Here is a 21,478-nt window from a genome sequence, read left to right as displayed (position 1 = left end):
TTTCTTTACTTTTAGTGGTAGCTAGTATAGTTGGATATAGAGGACAAGAAAATACAAATTACTTTTAACAAAGGAGGGATTTTTTCATATATCTTATTGTTTCTTCATCCATTTGCAAAGAGCCCGTACTGTTTCCCGATTTTTTGCAGGTGGGTATTGATGTGCGTAGTTAGGATCATACCATGTTTCGTATGTTTTCTTAGCATCCTCTAAAAAAAACTCCAGTTGTCTCGCATGTTCTATATCCACATTCTCATCGCGATAGCCATGAATGATAAGCACCGGAGCTGTTATATGCTCTACCTCGAAAAGCGGTGTTCTTGCATCATAAGCTTCTGGTACACGATTTGGTGTCCCACCAATAACACGCTTCATCATCCTTCGCATATCTGTACGTTCCCAATAGGTTGCTGTTGCGTCAGAAACACCGGCCCAAGTCACGACAGAGGTAATATCCTTTCTCAAAATGGCTGTCCAGAGTGCCATAATTCCCCCACGAGAAAAACCAAAAACATGTACATTATCATTACAAAATTGTTTTAGTACATCTACCGCGTAGACAGCATCGTAACGATCTGCCCCTGCAAACTCGTCTCGACCTTCCCCACCACGATTCCCACGGTAGTAAGGGGCAAAAACGATAAAGCCCTGTGCCGAATATTGGGCAATTCGTGAAGGTCTTACCATACCAATGCTTTGCATGCCTCCTCTTAAATATAAAAAGCCATCATATGTACCTTCTGCTTTTGGCTCAGCTAATAGTCCTTTTATACGTAAGCCTTGAGATATATAAGTTATTTCAGTTAAGCGTATTGCTGGATTTGGTGAAGGATAAGCACGCTTTTCAACGATATCACCATTGTTTGCCACCATGTTTCAACTCCTCCAGCATTTTCTTCATTCCTTCATCCTTCATATGAAAACTTAAATTAGGATGATGGGTAAATTCTTCATCAGTTAGCCAAACCATGCCTGATGTTTCTAAATCAAATTCAATATCCTCTTGCCCTGCAAATTGTGCAGTAAAAACTGATTTACAAAACACTATTTCATCATAAACCGCATATTCTGCGAACCATTGAAGATTTTTTACACGGACACCCGTCTCTTCAAATACTTCCCGAATTGCAGCCTCTTCTAACGTTTCACCTTCCTCTAATTTGCCTCCGGGAACTTCTACACCACGTCGCTTATGGATGGTGCATAACCATTTGTTTTCATGCTTTAAGAAAACAAGGACATGCTTGGGCTCTATTTCAAACTCACCTCTCGTAAAACTCAAATCTACTTGTAGGCCATGTAAATCTGTAAATGTTAACATCATTTCAACCTCACATTCTTTCTTGATGAATACAGAAGCCACACTTTCATTCAATGCTCCTATTTTATGGACACCGTCTATCTTTAATTCCGATTTTGACGGAACGCTAAATGCAAATCGTAGTATACTGTCATCTCGCAGATCTATTTTAACTATAGTGTAATCCTACAAAGACAAGCAACTCTAAACTACAATTAGCTAAAGCAAACAAAAAAGCGCGCTTCATACGAAGACACGCTTTTCCTTAAATAACTTGCTGACCATCAAAATAAACAATTGGGCTTTTTACAACGCAATCAATGTGAACATCAGCTGCGTTTGCACCACCAAATGGAACATTACTGCCGAATGCAATGTGGATTGTACCATACACTTTCTCATCCTCTAGCACATTGCCGCATAAGATTGCACTTTTATTTGCTCCGATTCCAAACTCTGCAATGATTCTTCCATTACCTTCTCCAAGTAATTCAAGTAATCTCGGACCATCTGGACCGATTGCTTCTAGTAAACGACCGTTAGAAATTTTTAATAATAAAGGCTCCTTTAAGACGCCAATATTGGCAATGGAACCATCCACTAAAATCTCTCCATTCGCAGATGTTTCTACTGGTGCAATATACGATTCTCCAGAAGGGATATTCCCATACTCTCCAGCTTGTCGAATGACACCTGTTGAACGAATTCCTAAACGGTTTTCCACACTAAATGTTAGCTCATGACCGTCTTTGACAATGCGAATATCCTTTGCCGTATCAAGTAAATGAACGTATTTTCCAACTATATCTTCTATCTCCTGAGCTTCTGCATGAAGTGCACCTTGCTCAAGCATCTCCAATGTAACACCTGGCATTGTCGCTACACGCCCGCCATTTTCACAAGCCTTTTTGCGTGCATTTGTATGGGTTAAGGAGTGAGAAGTAATACAGAGTGTAACATCAGCATTCGCCATAAGCGTCGAAACTGCCTGTATGGGCTCCTGCCCAGATTTTTCTAACAGCGGCATTACCATTATCATTGTGTTTGCTGTAATCGTCAGCCCGGCTTCATAAAAGATTTTTGCAATGTCTTGTTTGTGAAAATCCGTCAGAATTAATAGTGTTTCTGACGATTGAACATTCAAATTACCTTTTAAAATATTCAGTGCAATGTCATGTAAATGTAGCATAATAGGACTCCTTAATTGAAATTCAAATGATATCTACGGATAATTCCTTCTATCTCATTTCTTGCCTCAGTTAATGACCCCAAAACTTCAGGAACACGTTGTTCGGTAAATCGATAAATAGGTCCAGAAACCGTAATGGAGGCTACGACTTGTTCTTCACTATTAAATATAGGCATAGCAAGAGCCAATACATCGACAGAATACTCACTGTTACTGAGTGCATACCCACACTCACGAATTTTTTCAAGCTCTGTACGTATTTCATTGGCATCTGTCATCGTATTACTCGTATAGGCTGTTAAAGGCTCGTCAATAACCTTTGAAATTTGCTCTTCACTCAGGAAAGCAAGCATAGAACGATAGGATGCACCTACATAAAGTGGCGATCTGCTTCCCCTTGAAACTGTAAATTTCACCTTATTTACAGGTTCTGCTTTTAGCAATGTTAACGCTTCCAGACCATTTAAGACTGTAAAAATAGCTGTCTCACCCGTTACATCCTTTAGTTTGTCAAGAATCGGCATACATAGCTGATCTATATTTAATGAATCATACATATTCATACCAATTTCCCATAACGCAATGCCCAGTGAATACTTTTTCGTTACAGGATCTTTTGTGATAAACCCGTTATTTTCAAATGTTTCAAGAATGCGATATAAATTTGTATGATTCATGTCCATCGCCATCGCTAACTCGCGTCCACCCCATGTGGGCTTTTCTTTTGTAAACATTTTCAAAACTGCAATTGATAAATTTAACGTCTTTAGCATATCTCTCATCCTTTTGATCTATTTATCTGTACAAACGGCTGCAATTCTCTCGCTTAAGGGGGAATAATCGACAGATTTAGCAGCCGTAAGCACCTGATATCACTTTATCAAAAGTAAGAGAGTAGCTAATCTCTTACTTTTGATATAGGAAATCAACGGCAGCAGTAATATATACTTTTGCACAGCGCACGATATCCTCAACACGCACTTTTTCGTTATAACCATGAATGCTTGGTAAATAAGCTGGGCCGTATTGTAAAACTGGAATATCATACTGTCTGAAATGACGAGCATCACTGCTTGCCCATTGCATGACACCATATGCCTCTTGCCCAGTTACAAATGAAATATTTTCCACAATCGATTTGCAAACTAGATTTTCAGCAGGCGTATAATTCGCTACACTTTTGAAGCCAAAACGTTTGATCGAATAATCAATCTTTAAACCATCTAATTTATTCTTCAAGATTTCTGTTACTTCTTCTTGTGTAATACCAAACGGTAAGCGACAATCGATCTGTACCTTACAATAATCGGGGATAACGTTGGACTTCGTACCTCCCTCAATTGTACCAATATTTACAGTAATTTTCTCTAAAACTTCTTGAAATTTCAAGCGATCTTTCTCGACTTCACGCATGTATTTTTTTGATACCTGGATAAGTGGTTGTACTTCTTCTGGGATGGTAATTTCCATGTCCCATAGTGTACGTATCTCCTGAATAGCTCTGATGGCATCGACAATGGCGTTTCGTCCAGCCAATGGCGATAAGCTGCCATGCCCGGGTTCCCCACGTACTTCTAACTCAAACCAATAGGAGCCCTTTTGTCCAATTGTTGGATTTAATGGTGAGGAAGGCTCTGCAATCAAGCAACCATCTCCCTTAACCAAGCCTCGCTCTAATAGCCAAGGAACACCAAATTCGCCGCCCGTTTCTTCATCTGGCACAATCGCTAATGTTAATTTCCCTGGTAATTCAATATTTAATTTCTTTAACATCTTTGTGGCAAAAATAACACCCGCTAAACCAGCTTTCATATCACTTGCACCACGACCAAGCATCCAGCCATCCTTCACTTCACCTGAGAATGGATCGAAATCCCACTTAGATAAATCACCAACGGGTACAACATCTGTATGACCACAATAAACAAGCTCTTTTCCTTCACCATTCCCAATAGAAGCTACTAAGTTAAACATTTTATCCGCGGCTTCATATTTTTGATAAGTAATTCCCACATCATTTAAATAATTTTCAATAAATGCCGTAATTTCAGTTGTATCTCCAGGAGGATTCACACTAGGAATTTGAATGAGTTTCGAACAAAATGCAATCAATTCTTCTTGATGATTTTCAACTTCATTTATTAATTGTAGTTTGAGTGCATGTAAATCATTCATGTGCGTGTACCTCATTTCCTTTAGTTTGTAAGTGACTCATGCTACCATATAATGTTTTCATATGTGTAAATTGCTTCTCATCAAAGAAAGAGCATTTTTTAGTACCATACGTTTTAGCAACTTCCAAAACAAAACGAACAACATTATCTACATCTGTTACATGTGTAGCACCTGTTGCACAGCCTGCTACGACAGATTCTGTTGTGATTGCCACACCTACAACAGGGCTTGATGTTGCCACAGATGGTTGTAAAATACTATTGATATGGAATAAACCATTACCATATGGTGTAATGTCTTGCATTGTAATCGGCAAGACCACTGGCGAAATTCCTGCTGATTGTGTATAAACTTGCAATAAATCATCACTAATTTTTAATATGTAACCTTCTTTAACTGTCGGTGTAATCGCAAATCCTTTATGGTTACATACTTGATTGCCCTTCGTTGTATCAATCGATAAAATCGCATCCATTGCTTCCTCTACTTCATTTTCATTCATTACACTAATGTCCACTGGAGAATTCATAAATGGCACTGGCTCATGTGGTAAAGTCGGTGCAGTTGGACAAATATGCGTTGAGAAAATAACATCCCCCTCTACCTGATCACCCTTTAATGCCATATCAATGGCTTTAGCTGCACCTGCCACACATGCTAGTGCTCCATCACCATCCGATACAAACCCTGTCATTTCAGGGCGTGCACCAATACCTCCTAAGCGGCCAATAATCCCTAATGTAGGTGCATTACCACCTGATGATTTCCCGTTCTTTCCTTTAACTAGTACGCGAACAAAATCGGTTGATCCGCTTTCACCTTTAATAGTTTTTACCTCTACATCTGCTGTTGGATCAATATTGTGTAAATATTCTTTGATCACTTCTCCGTTTACATAGATACTATCCATTACCTCATATAGTTCAATAACATGCTTCAGTGACATAATCAGTCCGCTCCTTTTCGCGCTTCAATAATTTGTTCAATTTACTTTTGGTTAAGTCGTCGATACTTCTTGCTGTATTGACTTAAATAAGTGACAGGAAACTTGATGTGTAGCTGTCACTGTATCGAGCATCGGTTGGACATCCGCACATTTTTCTGTAGCAAAACGACAACGCTTGTGGAATGCACAGCCACTCGGTGGATTTACAGGGCTCGGAACATCACCGGATAAAATAATGCGGTCCTTTGTATCAAAAGGATTTTCCTTAGGAATGGCCGATAACAAGGCTTGAGTATATGGGTGTTGAGGATTTTCATAAATCTCCTTGTATGTGCCGATTTCCACAATTTTACCTAGATACATGACGGCAATTCGATCACACATATAGTTCACAACATTTAAATCATGTGAGATAAAAATATAAGTTAAGCCAAATTCCTTCTGTAAGTCCTTTAATAGATTGATAACTTGTGCTTGTACAGATACATCTAATGCTGAAACAGGTTCATCACATACGACAATATCTGGATTGAGTGCAAGTGCACGAGCAATATTAATCCGTTGTCTTTGTCCACCAGAAAATTCATGTGGATGACGCTTTGCGTGGTAAGCACTTAAGCCTACTGTTTCAAGTAATTCAATAACACGCTTTTTGCGTGATGCTTCATCACCAATACCATGTATCACCAATGGCTCAGCAATTAGGTATTCAATCGTTTTACGAGGATCGAGTGATGCATAGGGATTTTGGAAAACCATTTGTATCGATTTTCGAGCTGATCGGATATCCTTCGTATTCAAACTCGCTAAATCTGTCCCCTTAAACTCAACGATTCCTCCCGTTGGTGCGATTAACTGGTTAATTAAACGTGCAACTGTCGATTTACCACAACCTGATTCACCTACGATACCAAGTGTTTCTCCTTTATATAACTCAAAACTTACACCATCTACAGCTTTCACAAATTGTGTTGATTTTTTAAAAGGAATGGAACTTTTTATGGGAAAATGCTTTTTTAAATTACTTACCTTTAAAACAAGCTCATTGTGCTGTTGCATTAAAAATCCCCTCCTTCCTTGCGACAATTTGATCTTTTGATTGCAAATGGCAAGCTACAAAATGGTTGTCCTGTACTTCCACTAAGTCTGGTACTGTACTACGGCAAACATCAGTTGCTAAAGGGCAGCGTGCTGAGAAATGACAGCCGCTATGTGGCATTGTTAAGTCTGGTGGGCTGCCTGGAATGGCTGGCAATCTATGTTGCTCTTGTGTACCCATCGTAATTTGAGACTCTAGTAATCCCCAAGTATATGGATGTAAGGGGTTTTCATAGAGCTGTCTTGTTGTAGTCGACTCCACTGTACGACCTGCATACATGACATTTACTTTGTCACAAAGCTCCCAGACCACGCCTAAATCATGCGTAATCATAATGATTGCTGTATCGTGTTCTTGCTGTAATTTTTTCATCAAATCAAGAATTTGAGCCTGTACAGTTACATCTAGTGCAGTTGTTGGCTCATCGGCAATGAGTAACTTTGGATTACAAGCAAGTGCAATAGCAATCATGACACGCTGACGCATTCCACCTGAAAATTCATGTGGATACATTTTTAATCGTTTTTCTGGTTCAGGAATACCTACCATTTTCAGCATATCAACAGCCTTCTCAGCAGCATCTTTCTTCGATATAGTTTCATGAGCTTGAATCACTTCTATTATTTGATTGCCCACTGTTAAAACAGGATTCAAACTTGTAATAGGGTCTTGGAAAATCATTGACATTTCATTTCCTCGCACTTTACGCATTTCCTTTTCTGAAATCCCTATTAAATCGCGGCCATTAAAGTGGATTTTGCCATTCGTTATTTTTCCTGGCGGAGATGGAATTAAACGCATGAGAGCAGTAGCTGTTACACTTTTTCCTGATCCTGACTCTCCAACAATACCTAGTGTTTCCTTCTTATTTAATTGTAAATTTACTCCATTGACAGCTTTCATTGTAGAGCCGCTACTTCTAAATTCTACTGTTAAGTTTTCTACATCTAGTAAACGTTCAGTCATGACTCCACCCCCTTCCATTAAACTTTCATTTTCGGATCTAATGCATCGCGCAATCCATCCCCTAAAAGGTTAATACCAAGAACTGTTAATAATATACAGATACCTGAAAATGTCGCCATTTGGGGATTTAATACTAAGAAGTCTTTACCATCCTTTAAAATACTGCCCCATGAAGCAGTCGGAGGTTGAACGCCTAATCCTAAAAAGCTCAGTGCAGCCTCCGAAATAATAGCGCCTGCTGTACTCATTGTTCCATAAACAATTAAAGGAGCTAAACAGTTCGGTAATATATGACTAAAAATAATTCGTTTATGTGTTGCACCTAAAGAATGTGTCACTTCAATGAATTCTTCCTCTTTTACACTTAAAACCTGTCCACGAACAAGCCTTGCAAACCCTGGAATGTTAGCAATACCGATGGCAACAATAACGTTTACAAGTCCTTGCCCTAATACAGTCATTAATGTAATAGCTAGTAAAATGAACGGAAATGCGAAAAGTCCATCCATTGTGCGCATGATAATGGAATCAATACGACCACCAAAATATCCTGCAACTAGACCCAATAATGTTCCAAAAACAGCACCAAACAACACTGCAGCAATACCAACAATCATCGATATTCGGGTACCGTAAACTAAGCGACTAAACAAATCACGACCATAGTTATCGGTTCCGAGTAAATGCCCTTCTGTATTCATTGGTAAAAATGATTTTCCAACAATCATTTCATTTGGTGGATGGGTAGCAATCAATGGGGCAAAAATAGCTACAATGCCCATCATCGTTACAATAATCAACCCAATTGATGCTAATTTATTTTTTAGCAACTTACGCAACAATGTGTTTCTTTTTCTTGTTTCATTAACGATTGCTTGAGTCATTGTTATTTTTTCCCTCCATCCGATTCTAGATTGACCTTAGGATTAACGACTTTATAAAGCACATCTACTACTAAGTTAATAAGTACAAAGATGAACGCAATGAAAATAACAGTACCTTGCACAACCACAAAATCACGTTTATCAATGGCATCTACAATCAATCGACCCATACCAGGCCAACTAAAAATAGTCTCTGTTAAAACAGCACCACCCAATAAATTGGAAATTTGCATACCTAATACCGTTAAAATTGGTGTTAAAGCATTTTTAAATGCATGTTTACCAATAACTAGATATTCTTTAATACCTTTTGAACGAGCTGTTTTAATATAATCTTGCGAAATAACCTCTAGCATGCTCGAACGAGTAATGCGCGCAAATGTCGCCATTGGTATCGTTGCTAAAGCAAATGCTGGTAAAATTAAATGTTTCAAATATGTCCATAATCCATCACTGATATTCCCCATCCCAGTCGCAGGGAACCAACCTAAATTGACACTAAAGAATAAAACAAGCATAATCCCCAACCAAAAAATTGGCATCGATACACCAACTAGTGACACAAGCATGACTACATAATCAATCATTGTATTTTGCTTTCTAGCTGCTACTATTCCTGCAGGGATTCCTATCACAACAGCTATTAACAATGCTGCCAACGCTAGTACGACTGTATTAGGAAATCTTTCAATAATAAGCCCGATGACAGACTCACTATAAGAATAGGAATATCCTAAATTTAATTGAGCCAAGTCTCCTACATATGAAATAAATTGCGAAGGCATTGACTTATTTAATCCTAACTCTTCTCTTAAATTCGCTACATCTTCCACACTTGCTTGTGGTCCAAGCATTACTGAAGCTGGGTCACCTGGAATCATCCGCGTAATAATAAAGACGATAATTCCAACTATTAGCAGTGTTGGGATTAGGTTTACTAACCTTTTTAAAATAAATGAGCCCATCTAATTAAGACCTCCTTTTCATTATTAGAATCAGTGGTTCATATTGTGAATAACTAAATACTACACCTAGCGATAATTATTTGTAAATATATTTTTTCTGAATTTTTATAATTTTGTATTTACTTACTCTTTACAAATGTGCTACTTTTATTTCGAACCTACCAATTTTTGAATCAACGGTTCATATTGTGAAACAAATATGAAGGAGGCTAGCAAGGATGAAGAAAATAAACATAAAAAATTCTTTACGATTATTTTTTTTAACTTTAATGATTGGTGTTTTAGCAGCATGTGGCGGGAACACAGAGAAAAGTAATTCTTCAAATGAAAAAGAAGGAGACGTAACTTCAGGTGGGACATTAAATATTGGTCTTTCAGCTAATTCCAAAACATTTGACCCTATCAAATATACAGGGGTATATGAATCACAAGTAATGCGTCAAATGGGCGATACTTTAGTTGTTTATAACAAAGACCTTTCTGATATCATTCCTTCTTTAGCAACGGAATGGAAAGTTTCAGATGATATGTTAGTCTATACATTCAAATTACGTGAAGGTGTGAAATTCCAAAAAGGGAAATACCAAGATGGACGTGAAATGACAGCAGAGGATGTGAAATATTCATTAGAACGTTCTGCTAAAGAATCAGCTATGAATCGTTTAAGTGGCGTCACAGAGGTTAAAGTACTGTCAGATTATGAAGTGGAAATTCATTTAGCTACACCAAATGCTGCCCTACTAGCTATGCTAACAGATGCTGGTAATATCATTATTCCAAAAGAAGAGATTGAGGGTTGGGGCGATAAATTTTCTGAACACTTTATTGGGACAGGACCATTCCAATTAACAGAGTGGAAAAAAGACCAAGAAGTAAACTTAGTTCATCATGAAAATTATTGGGGTGAAAAACCTAATATTGACAATTTAACAATGAAGTTTATCTCTGATCAAAATATGATGACAAATGCTTTACGTTCTGGTGATATTGATATCGCAATGGATGTAAAAGGTCAAAATCGAGAAATCGTCAACCAAGATAGCAACCTAGAGCTTTTGACGAATCCAGGACTATCAATTGTTTATCTTGATCTTAACAACAAGGTAGGTCCTACTGCTGACAAACGTGTTCGTGAAGCCATTTATATGGCAACAAATGTTGAAGAAATCATTTCTGGTGTTAACCAATGGGGTGGCGGTGATGTTTCTTATTTACCATTACCACCAGGATCATGGGGATATGATAAATCGTTAGTTGATTTAGTACCAAAATATAATCCTGAAGAAGCAAAAAAATTACTGGCAGAGGCTGGCTATTCTGATGGCTTCAAAACAGAAATTTTTGTGTCAGAAGCACGTGTTCCTTATGCAACAATTTTCCAAAGTCAGCTTAAGAAAAACTTAAATATTGATGTTGAAATTAAAGTGCTTGAGTGGGGTACTTACAGTGATACAGTAGCAAAAGGAAATGCGCCAATGAATATAGGTGGTTGGACTTGGTATCCAGATCCATATTTCTTCCTATACCAATTATTCCACACAAATCAAATCGGTGCTTTAGGTAATGGTAAAGGCTATAGCAACCCAGAAGTTGATAAATTATTAGAGCGTGCAGTATCAGAAACTGTGGTACAAGAAGAACGTGCAAAATTATACCAAGAAGCGTTAAAACTGATTTTAGCAGACGTTCCACGTATTGAATTAGAAGCAACACAAACAGTTGCTGGTGTGAACAAGAAAGTACAGGGCTTTGAGGTTTCTGCTGATAACTCTGTTCAAATTGTTCATCCGAACGGCACGAATGTATCCATTTCAAAATAATTAAACTAGAAAAGTGGAGATTCCTGTCTCCGCTTTTCTCTTCATAAGGAGAGATTTGATCCGATGACTCAATATATAAATGGACTTGTTTTTAACTCGGAGACTCGTAGCTTTAATAAACAGTCATTTCATGTGCAAGGGCAATTCTTCGACCATTCTTCTAATACGAGCGAAACGGAAATTAATTTAGAAGGATTCTATATTACACCTGGCTTAATCGACAGTTGTTCACAAATCGGCTTAGCTGAAATAGGTATTCGTTGGGAAGGTAATGATAGCTATGAATTTGACTCACACCTACAATATTCTGTTGTAGATGGTATTTATCCCTTTGATGCAGCATTTCAAAAAGCTATATCTCATGGTATCACTGCATCACATATTGTTTCCTCCCCTAAAAGCTTGATTGGTGCAAAATCGGCTATCATTCATCATACACATACAACGGTTGATGAAATGGTCATTTCAAAAGATGTTGCTTATTCCTTTTCCATTGGTCATCAGGCGAAAAGTACATTTTTTGCTGAAAAGAAAAAACCACTAACACGCATGGGGATCGCCAGAATTTTAAGAGAAACACTAAAACATATTCAGCAACAAGAACCAGCCATTAAGAAAATCATTGTACGAGCACATAAAGCCGTGGATATCGAACTGATAGAACGACTGCAACAAGAATTTAACAAAGCTTTTGACTTTCATGTTATTCATGGCACTGAAATACCTCTTCTTAAGGAGGCAACCTTCCATACGGTCATTGCTGGACCAACATTTAGGTATATAGAGCATAATGAGATGATGGCATTATCGCCAAAACTCTATCGTCAACTGTCAAATCAACATATTCCGTTTGTGTTTTGTACGGACCATCCAGTTAGTAGCACATCTCATTTAACGTTAGAGGGCTGTTTAGCCGTAAGAGAAGGTATGACACGCTCGGATGTACTTTATGCCCTGACAACGGGTGCTGCAAACTTCCTTGGCATAGCCCATAAAACAGGCACTATTCGTGATGGTCTTCTTGCTGACTTTGTGATATGGGATAAGCATCCATTAGATTTAGATGCACAGGTAGTAGCAACTTTTATTAAAGGAAAGAAAGTTTATGCACGGGAAGAAGGGTTGACAAAATGATCATTTATCATCATGCAAAGTTTCTCACGGTTAATGAACAGAATGATATTTTTGAACAGTTATGGGTCGAAGATGGACGCATTGTCTATATTGGTCCAGCCAAAAAGATTCCGCCCAATGCTGAATTAGTTGATCTACAAGGGGCTTATGTCACACCTGGATTAATTGATATTCATGCACACGTTGGAACTTGGTCAGAAGTAACAGAAGATATTAATGATGCCAATGAATATAGTGAGCCGTTTACACCGCTTATGCATGCTTTAGATAGTGTAGATATTCGCCATTTTTCCTTTCAACTTGCACTAGAAGGTGGCGTAACAACTGTGCAAACTGGTCCAGGTAGTGCCAATGTCATTGGAGGCATTTGGAGCATCCTTAAAACAGCAGGTCCAACGCTTGCATCTCGTATTTTAGTAGAACGTAGCGGCTTGAAAGGAGCCTTAGGTGAAAATCCCAAAAACGTCTTTGGCAATCAATATAAAAGAAAGCCTATGACTCGCATGGCCATTGCCCAGCTTTTACGTGATGGCTTCCAACGTGCTAGTCGCCTTAATGAACGAGAAAAAGCGGAACAAACAAACCAAAATACAGAGTTACGCCCATTTATTGAAGTGCTACAAGGGGACATGCCCCTTCGCCTACACTGCCACAGAGCAGATGATATTATGACAGCTATACGAATTGCCAAAGAATTTAATGTACAGCTACATTTAGAACATTGTACAGAAGGTTATATGATTGTTGATGCAGTAAAAAATAGTGGCTTTCATGCAACGATTGGTCCCTATATGTTAACACCAACTAAGTATGAAACACGTAATTCCACACCAGCAATTGCAGCTATTTTTAAAGAGCACAATATTCCATTTGCCATCATGACTGACCATCCTTTTGTACCTATCCAATACTTAAAGTATTGTGCCTCTGAAGCAATTCGCTATGGTTTAGATGACGAAACGGCCTTAAAAAGTATTACGATCAATGCCGCTAAGCTCGTACAGCTTGATCATCGAATTGGTAGCCTGGAGAAAGGTAAGGATGCTGATTTTGTAGTTTGGTCACATCCTATTTTTGAAACCGAAGCAAAGGTTCTACAAACTTATGTAAATGGACAAAAATATTACGAAGCGGAGTGAGCACATTGGAAAATTCGAAAATTGCCATTGTAACAATTGGTCAAGCACCTCGCAAAGATATGGCTGGGGATATTCAGCAATTAAGAGAAGCAGGCCTAAATGTTGATGAATTTGGTGTACTTGATTCCCTCTCTTCTTCTGAAATCGCTGCTCTTTCACCTTCAAGTGAAGACACAGACGTTTTAGTGACTCTACTTACAAATGGTCAGCAAGTAAAGCTTAGTAAACAAAAGCTAATGCCTTATATTCAAAAATGCATTCGTAATCTACATGAATTCACTTGGATATTGCTTATGTGTACAGGAGATTTTGCAAATAAATTATCCTTTAAAAATCTATTACTACCCGATCGTATCATGACTAACTTAGTAAAAGGGTTACATACAGAATTAGCACTCGGTTTAATTGGCCCAGAGCCTGAACAACAACTAACTGTTGCGGAGAAATGGCAAAAAGCACAATTTGATGTGACATTTTCTGCAAGCTCACCTTATCGCTTCGATGCACAAGATTTATTGACAAAAGCACAGCAACTACAAAAGCATGGCGCAGATTTGCTCATCCTTGATTGTATGGGTTATTCTACGACCATGAAAAATTCAATTAAAAACAAACTCAATATACCTATAATTGTTCCTAGAGAAACTGTTTTCACTATATTAAAAGCTATTTGTTAATGGCGAAAAAGGTCACTGCTGATTTCAGTGACCTTTTTTCGTTTAAACACGTTTATTGAAATAAGGAAGCTGCTCTACGAACGATTTTGTGTCATCATCCCCATATTCATGAACAAGTGCATAAATTTTCATTAATCTTTTATCAATTTCATCATTTTCCCTATCTAAGTGATACTGTATATACGGTAACTGTGCCCGCCATGCATTTGAAATTTCTAACAGCTGCATTTGCTGAAAAATTCTCTCAAATACATCTAGTGCTTGGCGATCTACATTCAGTTCAAAATTCCACGGCCCTGCATATGGATTTGTATAGTAGGTTCTATTGGCAAGTGAAAAATATACGCGCTGACGATCCATCTTTACGATTCACTCCTTTTTCCATAGTATGGAGAGAAAGGTGTTGTTTTATTCGCTGGAATGTCAAACTTCCTTCACAAATAAAATGACCATATAATTTATAATAGGGTATGATGAACAAAGAACGGAGTGAATACTATGAGTTTAACTACGCTCTTAATAGTCGCAGTTATCATCGTTATCTTTATCACTATTGCGACGATTATCAGTGTCAACCGTGCCTATGCCTTTAAGCATACTATTGATGAAAAACCGCAGCAAAACAATCATCAAGAGAATAACTAATCATAATTCATTGAATTTGGAGTGAAAGCAATGGGTGTACCTTTACCGATTATCATTATGATTGCCATGATGATGCTAATGTTTGGTGTTTCAGTCATTATCATTTTGAAGAAAAAAAATCATATTTTCACACAATCTATCGATCCAAAGCCTGAACAAATGACGTCTCAGCAAGAGGAAGAACAACGATGAAATACCCCTTTATTTGGCTCATTCAGTTCTACAGAAAATTCATTTCACCGATGACGCCACCGACTTGTCGTTTCCATCCTACCTGCTCTTCTTATGGGCTTGAGGCTTTTCAAAAGCATGGAGCACTAAAAGGTCTCCTCTTAACCATTGCACGTATAGCTAAATGCCATCCGCTTCATCCTGGTGGCTTTGATCCTGTACCCGAAAAATGGCCTTCGAAAAAGAATTAACTTTCGGAGGGCATTTTTTTCTTGTACTTTTTTAAGTTGTGCGTTATCATAATAACTGTTCTAAAAAACAAATCGTAATGATTACTATTTAAGAGAGGTATCTTATTATATGAAAAAATTGTATTTATTAGTGCTAGTTGCTGTCCTTACCCTGTTTACTGCCGCTTGTGGAGACAAATCGTCCACTGCCCAAAAGTCTGATGATAAGGATAAATTAACCGTCTATACAACCGTTTACCCTTTAAGCTATTTTGCAGAGCGCATTGGTGGCGATTCAGTTGAGGTATCTTCTATTTATCCTGCTGGTGCCAATGAACACACATTTGAACCAACTCAAAAAGATATGATGAAATTAGCAGACGCTGATATCTTTTTCTATGTCGGCTTAGGGCTTGAGGGCTTTGTAGAAAATGCTAAAAAGACATTAGCAAACGAAGATGTCACAATGATGGCAACTGCCGATCAGGTTTCAGATGAAAAATTAGCTGTCAGCACAGGTCATGTCCATGCAGAAGAAGAGCATGAAGCAGATGGGCATGACGACCATGATCATGCTGCTACAGAGGAAGCGCACGATCATGAAGATGAAGAGCATGGTCATGACGATCATGAGCATGGTGATATTGATCCACATGTTTGGCTATCTCCTACAATTAGTCAGGATTTAGCGCTTGCTATAAAAAATACGTTAGTTGAAAAAATGCCTGCTCAAGAATCAACTTTTAACACGAACTATGAAGAATTAGTAAAAGAGTTACAAGATTTAGATACAGACTTTAAAGCCATGACTGACAAAGCACAAAATAAAACATTCTTTGTATCACATGCTGCATTTGGCTATATTGCAGGTCAATATGGTTTAACGCAAGTTCCAATTGCTGGCTTAAATTCTCAAAACGAACCATCACAAAAGGAACTAACAAAGATTGTAGACAAAGCAAATGAATTGCATATTCACTTTATTTTATTTGAGCAAAATGTTTCCTCTAAATTAGCAGAAGTCATTCAAAAAGAAGTTGGCGCGGAATCACTTGTATTGCATAATTTAAGCGTGCTAACAGCCGATGATGAAAAAAATGATGAAACCTATTTCACCTTGATGCAAAAAAACATTCAAACGTTAGAAAAAGCTTTAAACGTTCAATAACATGAGTAAGGAGGTGCCCCAAAAAACAAGTGGGGCACCTCCTTTATTATGACGTATTTTTCTTGTGGCATACGTTTCTCCGTTCGATAAATAGACGTTTGCCTGTTCGTTGTTTTTAGTATAGTACCACGCTTAGCTTTTGCATGAATCGCTACAAAAATCACGTTACTTTCTACTATTATCGGCGACCACTCATTTAAGTCGAACTGAACTAAAGTGTTTTGCTCATTTTGTTTTTGTGTGACGAGCATTGTAGGTTGTTCAGCTATTTTTTTTACAACTTTCCTATTTTCTCCAATAATTGATAAGCCCATATTTGGATTAAAACGATATTGTAAAGGTACTGTTAAACTCTGACTTATCGTTTCTTCCTGAATTCCAGTGTACTTCTCGCTTGTTGCGGCAGGGAAATCTGCATAGTCCCAGGTATGGTCTTGTGATAATTGGCGATCCGACACTAAAAAATATTGATAGCGTACTTCCCCCTTACGATCAGGTAAAGGGTCATCCCATGTCACATCAATATGATACCAATTAGAATCAAGCTTCACTAATACCCAAGCATGTAGTTGTTCACCCACTTTTCCTGGCACATATTGTACTTCAAATCCTAACATCTCCAACATTCGATATAACACTAAAGCATATGCCTGACAGACTCCCTTATTTTCTGTAAGTAGCGTGTAAGGGGAATATTGACTACCTTCTGTTTCCTTAGAGTATTCCGCAGATAAGACAATAAAATCATGTGCAGCTTGTAGTTTTTCTATGTCACTTAATCCATGCATAGGTGCTATAATATTCGTCAAAGTTTGCTCTACAATGGTTTCCTCTGTTTGTGAAATATGATACGTAAATGCAAATGCAATGACAATATTATTGTTATACCCATCATACTTCCATTTAAAGCTAGAAATATTAGTATAAATATAAGAGTTTTGAATCGCATTTTTTGTAAGTTCTGTTAGATCCTCTTTTATATCAGATATGTCACCAGTATAACGAATAGTAAACTCAGTAGATAGCTGCATAACTTCTTTATTTATGAGAGATTGTAGTGTTTCAATTGAATGAGCAGTTGCTACGTTATCTTTTTCATAGTTTGCAAATACTTGCACATGACTCATTTGTAGAACAAATAATATAATGACAACATTATATATATATTTCCTCATATGAGTCATTCTCCTTTACTAAATAGTTTATGCCTCTCTTTTTTTATTATGTTAATGAATGATTAATTTCATGCTAAAAGTTCAAATAAAAAAGAAGTCTTCATTTTAAGAAGACTTCTTTTTTATTGTAGTAATTTCCGTCTGAGCAATTTATCTGCTCCGTTTCGCGGAAGACTGTCTGTAATAATAATCTCTTTAGGAACCTTATATTTAGCAAGTTTCTGTAAACAAAAGGCATGTAGTTGCTCAACAGATACAGGCTCGTTTAACACTATAAACGCAAGTGGTACCTGTCCCCATTGATCATCACTTACACCACACACACCCGCTTCTTTGACGGCTGGATGTGTAAGTAGCACATTTTCTATTTCTGCGGGATAAATATTTTCTCCACCTGAGATAATTAAATCTGCCCTGCGATCAATGACAAATAAGTAACCGTCCTCATCTAGAAGACCAATATCTCCAGTATGAAGCCAGCCATCAATCGTTGAATTTTTTTGCGCAAAACGCCCAATATAGCCAGGTGTGACATGGGGGCCACGGATGCAAATTTCCCCCTCACCTTTTGCATTTGGCTCGGCAATTTTTATTTGATTAAAAAATAAAGGCTTCCCGGCAGAACCAATTTTTCGCATGGCATCTTCACTTGCCAATGTGGCCGTTTGTGAGGAAGTTTCTGTCATACCGTACGTTTGCGCTACAGCTAGGTTTAACGCCTGTGCTCTCGCTAAATAATCAACCGGTACTGGCCCACCCCCAGCTAACATCAGCTTAAAATGAGGTGAAGCTTTCGCATTTTGTTGCTCTAGCGTATGTAAGATTCTTTCCAATGTCACCGCTACAACAGACATATGTGTTACTTCACCCTCAATAATATTTTGCGAAATGGCATCCTCATCAAATTGATCATATAAATAGACTTGATTGCCATACAGCAACGAACGTACTAATATTGAAAACCCACTAATATGAAACAACGGTACAGCACATAGCCAAACATCATTAGCCTGTAATCCAATATTTAAAACAGAGGCTGTTGCGCTAGCTTGGTGATTCCCTACCGTTTGGCGAACGCCTTTTGGAAACCCTGTTGTACCCGAAGTATACATAATTGTTGTTGTTTGATGTAAAGACCATTCCTTCATAATGTCTAGTGAGCCCACAACTCCCTCTTCTATCGTTGAAAATAAATGATGGGCTGTTTCAGGTGGTAGCTTTCTTACATCCTCGTCTGCAATCAACACTGCCACTGCTCCTGAATCCTCTAGCTGATAAGCCAGTTCATCCTGTGACAGTCTACGATTAAGCATCACCATCTCACATTGTAAATGCATACAGGCATACATCATGATGACTAGCTCTGGCTTACTTGGTCCCATAATAGCGATTCGATTACCCTGTTGAATACCTAATGCCACTAATTGATGGGCACGCTTTATCGATAAGTCATTTAATTCTTGAAAAGTCCAGCTTCGCTTTTTATAAGCTAATGCCTTGCGTAACGGTGTTAAATACGCTCGTTGTAAAATCCAATTTGGATACATAGTTGTCACTCCAATCACCCTACATCTTAACGCTTTCCCCTATACTTTGTCTATTAGATGACGGACTATCCATTGCATTCATAGCTCTATCCTTCACATTGAGGGTTCTATCCGGCTTTCTTATTCAAAGTGCTGCGCTATCCTTCACATTTGGAGTTCTATCCAACACTTTGCAAGTTCTATCCACTAATTTGAGGGTTTTATCCGTCTCTCTTTTCAGAGTACTACTCTATCCTTCACATTTTGAGTTCTATCCACCACTTTGCAAGTTCTATCCACCACTTTGAGGATTCTATCCGTCACTTTTATTGCAAGTCCTGCTCTATCCTTCACATTTTGAGCTCTATCCAACACTTTGCAAGTTCTATCCACCACTTTGAGACTTCTATCCACCACTTTTATTGCAAGTCCTGCGCTATCCATCACATTTTGAGTTCTATCCTACACTTTGCAAGTTCTATCCACCATTTTGAGACTTCTATCCGCCTCTCTTATTCAGAGGACTGCTCTATCCTTCACATTTTGAGTTCTATCCTACACTTTGCAAGTTCTATCCACCATTTTGAGACTTCTATCCGCCTCTCTTATTCAAAGTGCTGCTCTATCCTTCACATTTTGAGTTCTATCCTACACTTTGCAAGTTCTATCCACCATTTTGAGACTTCTATCCGCCTCTCTTATTCAAAGTGCTGCTCTATCCTTCACATTTTGAGTTCTATCCTACACTTTGCAAGTTCTATCCACCATTTTGAGGATTCTATCCGTCACTTTTATTGCAAGTACTGCTCTATCCTTCACATTTTGAGTTCTATCCTACACTTTGCAAGTTCTATCCAACACTCTAAGACTTCTATCCGCTACTTTTATTGCAAGTCCTGTGCTATCCTTCACATTTTGAGTTCTATCCTACACTTTGCAAGTTCTATCCACCATTTTGAGGATTCTATCCGCCACTTTTATTGCAAGTACTACTCTATCCTTCACATTTTGAGTTCTATCCAACACTTTGCAAGTTCTATCCACCAATTTGAGATTTCTATCCACCAATTTGAGGATTCTATCCGTCACTTTTATTGCAAGCCCTGCTCTATCCTTCACATTTTGAGTTCTATCCAACACTTCGCAAGTTCTATCCACCAATTTGAGTCTTCTATCCGCCACTTTTATTGCAAGTGCTGCGCTATCCTTCACATTTTGAACTCTATCCAACACTTCGCAGTTCTATCCACCAATTTGAGTCTTCTATCCGTCTCTCTTATTTAAAGTCCTGCACTATCCTCATTTAGCCTGCTATTCAACACTTTAATACTTCAATTCACCCCTCTTCCTAAAATACAAAAAAGCTCGTATCTCCAAAAAGATACGAGCTTTTTATCCCTTAACAATCAAGGGAATCTTGGGAATTGACCAAAATCTGGTTGACGTTTTTCTTTGAATGCGTCGCGACCTTCTTTTGCTTCATCTGTTGTGTAGTAAAGAAGTGTAGCGTCACCAGCCATTTGTTGAAGTCCTGCTAAGCCATCTGTATCTGCATTCATCGCTGCTTTTAAGAAGCGTAGTGCAGTTGGTGACATTTCTAGCATTTCTTCACACCATTGAACTGTTTCATCTTCTAATTGCTCATAAGGAACAACCGTATTGACTAAGCCCATATCAAGTGCTTGCTGTGCATCGTATTGACGGCAAAGGTACCAAATTTCACGTGCCTTTTTATGACCAATAATACGAGCAAGATAGCCTGAGCCATAACCTGCATCAAATGAACCTACTTTTGGTCCAGTTTGTCCAAAGCGAGCATTGTCAGCAGCAATTGTTAAGTCACAGACAACATGTAATACGTGTCCTCCACCAATTGCATAGCCTGCAACCATTGCAACTACAGGTTTTGGAATAACACGGATTAAACGTTGTAAATCAAGAACGTTTAGACGTGGGATTTCATCTTCTCCAACATAGCCACCATGTCCGCGAACTTTTTGGTCTCCGCCTGAGCAGAAAGCATGTTCACCTTCACCTGTTAAAATAATTACACCGATATTTTTGTCATCGCGTGCACGTGAGAATGCGTCAATCATTTCCATAACCGTTTTTGGGCGGAATGCATTGCGCACTTCTGGACGGTTAATCGTAATTTTTGCGATACCGTTATAGAACTCATACTTAATGTCTTCATAAGTATGTAATGTTGTCCATTGACGTGTCATTGAATTGCCTCCTATATCATTAAATTCGTCTCGTTACTAGCGAG

24 protein-coding genes are annotated in these 21,478 nt (G+C 38.2%); 8 read left to right on the top strand and 16 right to left on the bottom strand.

Annotated features, from left to right (window positions below):
- Positions 1-93 precede the first annotated feature (93 nt).
- The 10 genes from GJU32_RS14485 to GJU32_RS14440 form a co-directional block, all read right to left on the bottom strand.
- Positions 94-870 carry an alpha/beta hydrolase family protein gene (locus tag GJU32_RS14485; protein ID WP_155592826.1) on the bottom strand — a complete coding sequence of 259 codons (777 nt, stop codon included), beginning with the start codon at positions 868-870 and terminating at the stop codon, positions 94-96.
- Entirely contained in the window at positions 854-1,321 is a 468-nt protein-coding gene (locus tag GJU32_RS14480; protein ID WP_155592669.1) for an NUDIX domain-containing protein, read from the bottom strand. Before GJU32_RS14480 ends, GJU32_RS14485 begins: the two co-directional genes overlap by 17 nt.
- A gap of 244 nt (positions 1,322-1,565) precedes the next feature.
- Positions 1,566-2,489: an aminopeptidase gene (locus GJU32_RS14475; RefSeq protein WP_155592668.1), complete on the bottom strand. Its 924-nt coding sequence runs from the start codon at positions 2,487-2,489 to the stop codon at positions 1,566-1,568.
- 11 nt (positions 2,490-2,500) lie between these two features.
- Entirely contained in the window at positions 2,501-3,262 is a 762-nt protein-coding gene (locus GJU32_RS14470; protein ID WP_155592667.1) for an IclR family transcriptional regulator, read from the bottom strand.
- A gap of 133 nt (positions 3,263-3,395) precedes the next feature.
- Entirely contained in the window at positions 3,396-4,664 is a 1,269-nt protein-coding gene (locus GJU32_RS14465) for a M20 family metallopeptidase (protein WP_155592666.1), read from the bottom strand.
- A complete protein-coding gene (locus tag GJU32_RS14460; protein WP_155592665.1) occupies positions 4,657-5,610 on the bottom strand; it encodes a DUF1177 domain-containing protein in 954 nt (317 codons plus the stop codon). Before GJU32_RS14460 ends, GJU32_RS14465 begins: the two co-directional genes overlap by 8 nt.
- Positions 5,611-5,661: 51 nt before the next feature.
- Positions 5,662-6,669, bottom strand: coding sequence for an ABC transporter ATP-binding protein (locus tag GJU32_RS14455; protein WP_155592664.1), 1,008 nt, complete (start codon positions 6,667-6,669; stop codon positions 5,662-5,664).
- On the bottom strand, positions 6,653-7,675 hold the full coding sequence (locus GJU32_RS14450) for an ABC transporter ATP-binding protein (protein ID WP_155592663.1): 1,023 nt from the start codon (positions 7,673-7,675) through the stop codon (positions 6,653-6,655). Before GJU32_RS14450 ends, GJU32_RS14455 begins: the two co-directional genes overlap by 17 nt.
- A 17-nt stretch (positions 7,676-7,692) precedes the next feature.
- Complete coding sequence (locus GJU32_RS14445) at positions 7,693-8,559, bottom strand: ABC transporter permease (protein ID WP_155592662.1); 867 nt, start codon at positions 8,557-8,559, stop codon at positions 7,693-7,695.
- Positions 8,560-8,561: 2 nt separating this feature from the next.
- On the bottom strand, positions 8,562-9,524 hold the full coding sequence (locus GJU32_RS14440; protein ID WP_155592661.1) for an ABC transporter permease: 963 nt from the start codon (positions 9,522-9,524) through the stop codon (positions 8,562-8,564).
- A gap of 218 nt (positions 9,525-9,742) precedes the next feature.
- Here GJU32_RS14440 and GJU32_RS14435 point away from each other — a divergent pair, with 218 nt between their 5' ends.
- From GJU32_RS14435 to GJU32_RS14420, 4 genes are all read left to right on the top strand, one after another.
- Complete coding sequence (locus tag GJU32_RS14435; RefSeq protein WP_155592660.1) at positions 9,743-11,344, top strand: ABC transporter substrate-binding protein; 1,602 nt, start codon at positions 9,743-9,745, stop codon at positions 11,342-11,344.
- A 63-nt stretch (positions 11,345-11,407) separates the two neighbouring features.
- A complete protein-coding gene (locus GJU32_RS14430) occupies positions 11,408-12,478 on the top strand; it encodes an amidohydrolase family protein (protein WP_155592659.1) in 1,071 nt (356 codons plus the stop codon).
- Entirely contained in the window at positions 12,475-13,617 is a 1,143-nt protein-coding gene (locus tag GJU32_RS14425; RefSeq protein WP_155592658.1) for an amidohydrolase, read from the top strand. Before GJU32_RS14430 ends, GJU32_RS14425 begins: the two co-directional genes overlap by 4 nt.
- Positions 13,618-13,622: 5 nt before the next feature.
- On the top strand, positions 13,623-14,294 hold the full coding sequence (locus GJU32_RS14420) for an AroM family protein (RefSeq protein ID WP_155592657.1): 672 nt from the start codon (positions 13,623-13,625) through the stop codon (positions 14,292-14,294).
- Between the two features lie 42 nt (positions 14,295-14,336).
- On the opposite strand, the gene GJU32_RS14415 is transcribed toward GJU32_RS14420, so the two are convergent.
- Positions 14,337-14,654 (bottom strand): transposase, encoded by a 318-nt coding sequence (locus GJU32_RS14415; RefSeq protein ID WP_155592656.1) that lies wholly within the window; start codon positions 14,652-14,654, stop codon positions 14,337-14,339.
- Positions 14,655-14,792: 138 nt separating this feature from the next.
- On the opposite strand from GJU32_RS14415, the gene ytzI reads away from it, so the two are divergent.
- The 4 genes from ytzI (at position 14,793) to GJU32_RS14400 (ending at position 16,508) form a co-directional block, all read left to right on the top strand.
- Positions 14,793-14,939, top strand: a complete 147-nt coding sequence (gene ytzI / locus GJU32_RS14410) for a YtzI protein (protein WP_155592655.1) — start codon at positions 14,793-14,795, stop codon at positions 14,937-14,939.
- 30 nt (positions 14,940-14,969) lie between these two features.
- Positions 14,970-15,131, top strand: a complete 162-nt coding sequence (locus GJU32_RS23200) for a hypothetical protein (protein WP_196426709.1) — start codon at positions 14,970-14,972, stop codon at positions 15,129-15,131.
- On the top strand, positions 15,128-15,361 hold the full coding sequence (gene yidD, locus GJU32_RS14405) for a membrane protein insertion efficiency factor YidD (protein ID WP_155592654.1): 234 nt from the start codon (positions 15,128-15,130) through the stop codon (positions 15,359-15,361). The genes GJU32_RS23200 and yidD overlap by 4 nt, the downstream gene beginning before the upstream one ends.
- A gap of 109 nt (positions 15,362-15,470) precedes the next feature.
- Positions 15,471-16,508: a metal ABC transporter solute-binding protein, Zn/Mn family gene (locus GJU32_RS14400; protein WP_155592653.1), complete on the top strand. Its 1,038-nt coding sequence runs from the start codon at positions 15,471-15,473 to the stop codon at positions 16,506-16,508.
- On the opposite strand, the gene GJU32_RS14395 is transcribed toward GJU32_RS14400, so the two are convergent.
- The 5 genes from GJU32_RS14395 to menB form a co-directional block, all read right to left on the bottom strand.
- Complete coding sequence (locus GJU32_RS14395; RefSeq protein ID WP_155592652.1) at positions 16,502-17,683, bottom strand: transglutaminase domain-containing protein; 1,182 nt, start codon at positions 17,681-17,683, stop codon at positions 16,502-16,504. The two genes, GJU32_RS14400 and GJU32_RS14395, sit on opposite strands and share 7 nt — an antisense overlap.
- Positions 17,684-17,805: 122 nt before the next feature.
- Positions 17,806-19,230, bottom strand: a complete 1,425-nt coding sequence (locus GJU32_RS14390) for an o-succinylbenzoate--CoA ligase (RefSeq protein WP_155592651.1) — start codon at positions 19,228-19,230, stop codon at positions 17,806-17,808.
- Positions 19,231-19,446: 216 nt separating this feature from the next.
- A complete protein-coding gene (locus tag GJU32_RS14385) occupies positions 19,447-19,653 on the bottom strand; it encodes a hypothetical protein (RefSeq protein WP_196426716.1) in 207 nt (68 codons plus the stop codon).
- Positions 19,654-20,136: 483 nt separating this feature from the next.
- Positions 20,137-20,439 (bottom strand): hypothetical protein, encoded by a 303-nt coding sequence (locus tag GJU32_RS14380; RefSeq protein WP_196426708.1) that lies wholly within the window; start codon positions 20,437-20,439, stop codon positions 20,137-20,139.
- A gap of 176 nt (positions 20,440-20,615) precedes the next feature.
- Positions 20,616-21,434, bottom strand: coding sequence for a 1,4-dihydroxy-2-naphthoyl-CoA synthase (gene menB, locus GJU32_RS14375; protein ID WP_155592649.1), 819 nt, complete (start codon positions 21,432-21,434; stop codon positions 20,616-20,618).
- Positions 21,435-21,478: the final 44 nt, after the last annotated feature.

Source organism: Lysinibacillus cavernae, assembly GCF_009724685.1.
GTDB classification, from domain to species: domain Bacteria; phylum Bacillota; class Bacilli; order Bacillales_A; family Planococcaceae; genus Lysinibacillus; species Lysinibacillus cavernae.
This window is presented reverse-complemented; position numbering and strand designations above follow the sequence as displayed.

Coding starts and splice junctions, on each gene's coding strand:
- GJU32_RS14480 (WP_155592669.1), bottom strand. CDS start 1,321: ATGTTAACATTTACAGATTTACATGGCCTACAAGTAGATTTGAGTTTT.
- GJU32_RS14475 (WP_155592668.1), bottom strand. CDS start 2,489: ATGCTACATTTACATGACATTGCACTGAATATTTTAAAAGGTAATTTG.
- GJU32_RS14470 (WP_155592667.1), bottom strand. CDS start 3,262: ATGCTAAAGACGTTAAATTTATCAATTGCAGTTTTGAAAATGTTTACA.
- GJU32_RS14465 (WP_155592666.1), bottom strand. CDS start 4,664: ATGAATGATTTACATGCACTCAAACTACAATTAATAAATGAAGTTGAA.
- GJU32_RS14460 (WP_155592665.1), bottom strand. CDS start 5,610: ATGTCACTGAAGCATGTTATTGAACTATATGAGGTAATGGATAGTATC.
- GJU32_RS14455 (WP_155592664.1), bottom strand. CDS start 6,669: ATGCAACAGCACAATGAGCTTGTTTTAAAGGTAAGTAATTTAAAAAAG.
- GJU32_RS14450 (WP_155592663.1), bottom strand. CDS start 7,675: ATGACTGAACGTTTACTAGATGTAGAAAACTTAACAGTAGAATTTAGA.
- GJU32_RS14445 (WP_155592662.1), bottom strand. CDS start 8,559: ATGACTCAAGCAATCGTTAATGAAACAAGAAAAAGAAACACATTGTTG.
- GJU32_RS14440 (WP_155592661.1), bottom strand. CDS start 9,524: ATGGGCTCATTTATTTTAAAAAGGTTAGTAAACCTAATCCCAACACTG.
- GJU32_RS14435 (WP_155592660.1), top strand. CDS start 9,743: ATGAAGAAAATAAACATAAAAAATTCTTTACGATTATTTTTTTTAACT.
- GJU32_RS14430 (WP_155592659.1), top strand. CDS start 11,408: ATGACTCAATATATAAATGGACTTGTTTTTAACTCGGAGACTCGTAGC.
- GJU32_RS14425 (WP_155592658.1), top strand. CDS start 12,475: ATGATCATTTATCATCATGCAAAGTTTCTCACGGTTAATGAACAGAAT.
- GJU32_RS14415 (WP_155592656.1), bottom strand. CDS start 14,654: ATGGATCGTCAGCGCGTATATTTTTCACTTGCCAATAGAACCTACTAT.
- ytzI (WP_155592655.1), top strand. CDS start 14,793: ATGAGTTTAACTACGCTCTTAATAGTCGCAGTTATCATCGTTATCTTT.
- GJU32_RS23200 (WP_196426709.1), top strand. CDS start 14,970: ATGGGTGTACCTTTACCGATTATCATTATGATTGCCATGATGATGCTA.
- yidD (WP_155592654.1), top strand. CDS start 15,128: ATGAAATACCCCTTTATTTGGCTCATTCAGTTCTACAGAAAATTCATT.
- GJU32_RS14400 (WP_155592653.1), top strand. CDS start 15,471: ATGAAAAAATTGTATTTATTAGTGCTAGTTGCTGTCCTTACCCTGTTT.
- GJU32_RS14395 (WP_155592652.1), bottom strand. CDS start 17,683: ATGAGGAAATATATATATAATGTTGTCATTATATTATTTGTTCTACAA.
- GJU32_RS14390 (WP_155592651.1), bottom strand. CDS start 19,230: ATGTATCCAAATTGGATTTTACAACGAGCGTATTTAACACCGTTACGC.
- GJU32_RS14385 (WP_196426716.1), bottom strand. CDS start 19,653: ATGGATAGCGCAGGACTTGCAATAAAAGTGGTGGATAGAAGTCTCAAA.
- menB (WP_155592649.1), bottom strand. CDS start 21,434: ATGACACGTCAATGGACAACATTACATACTTATGAAGACATTAAGTAT.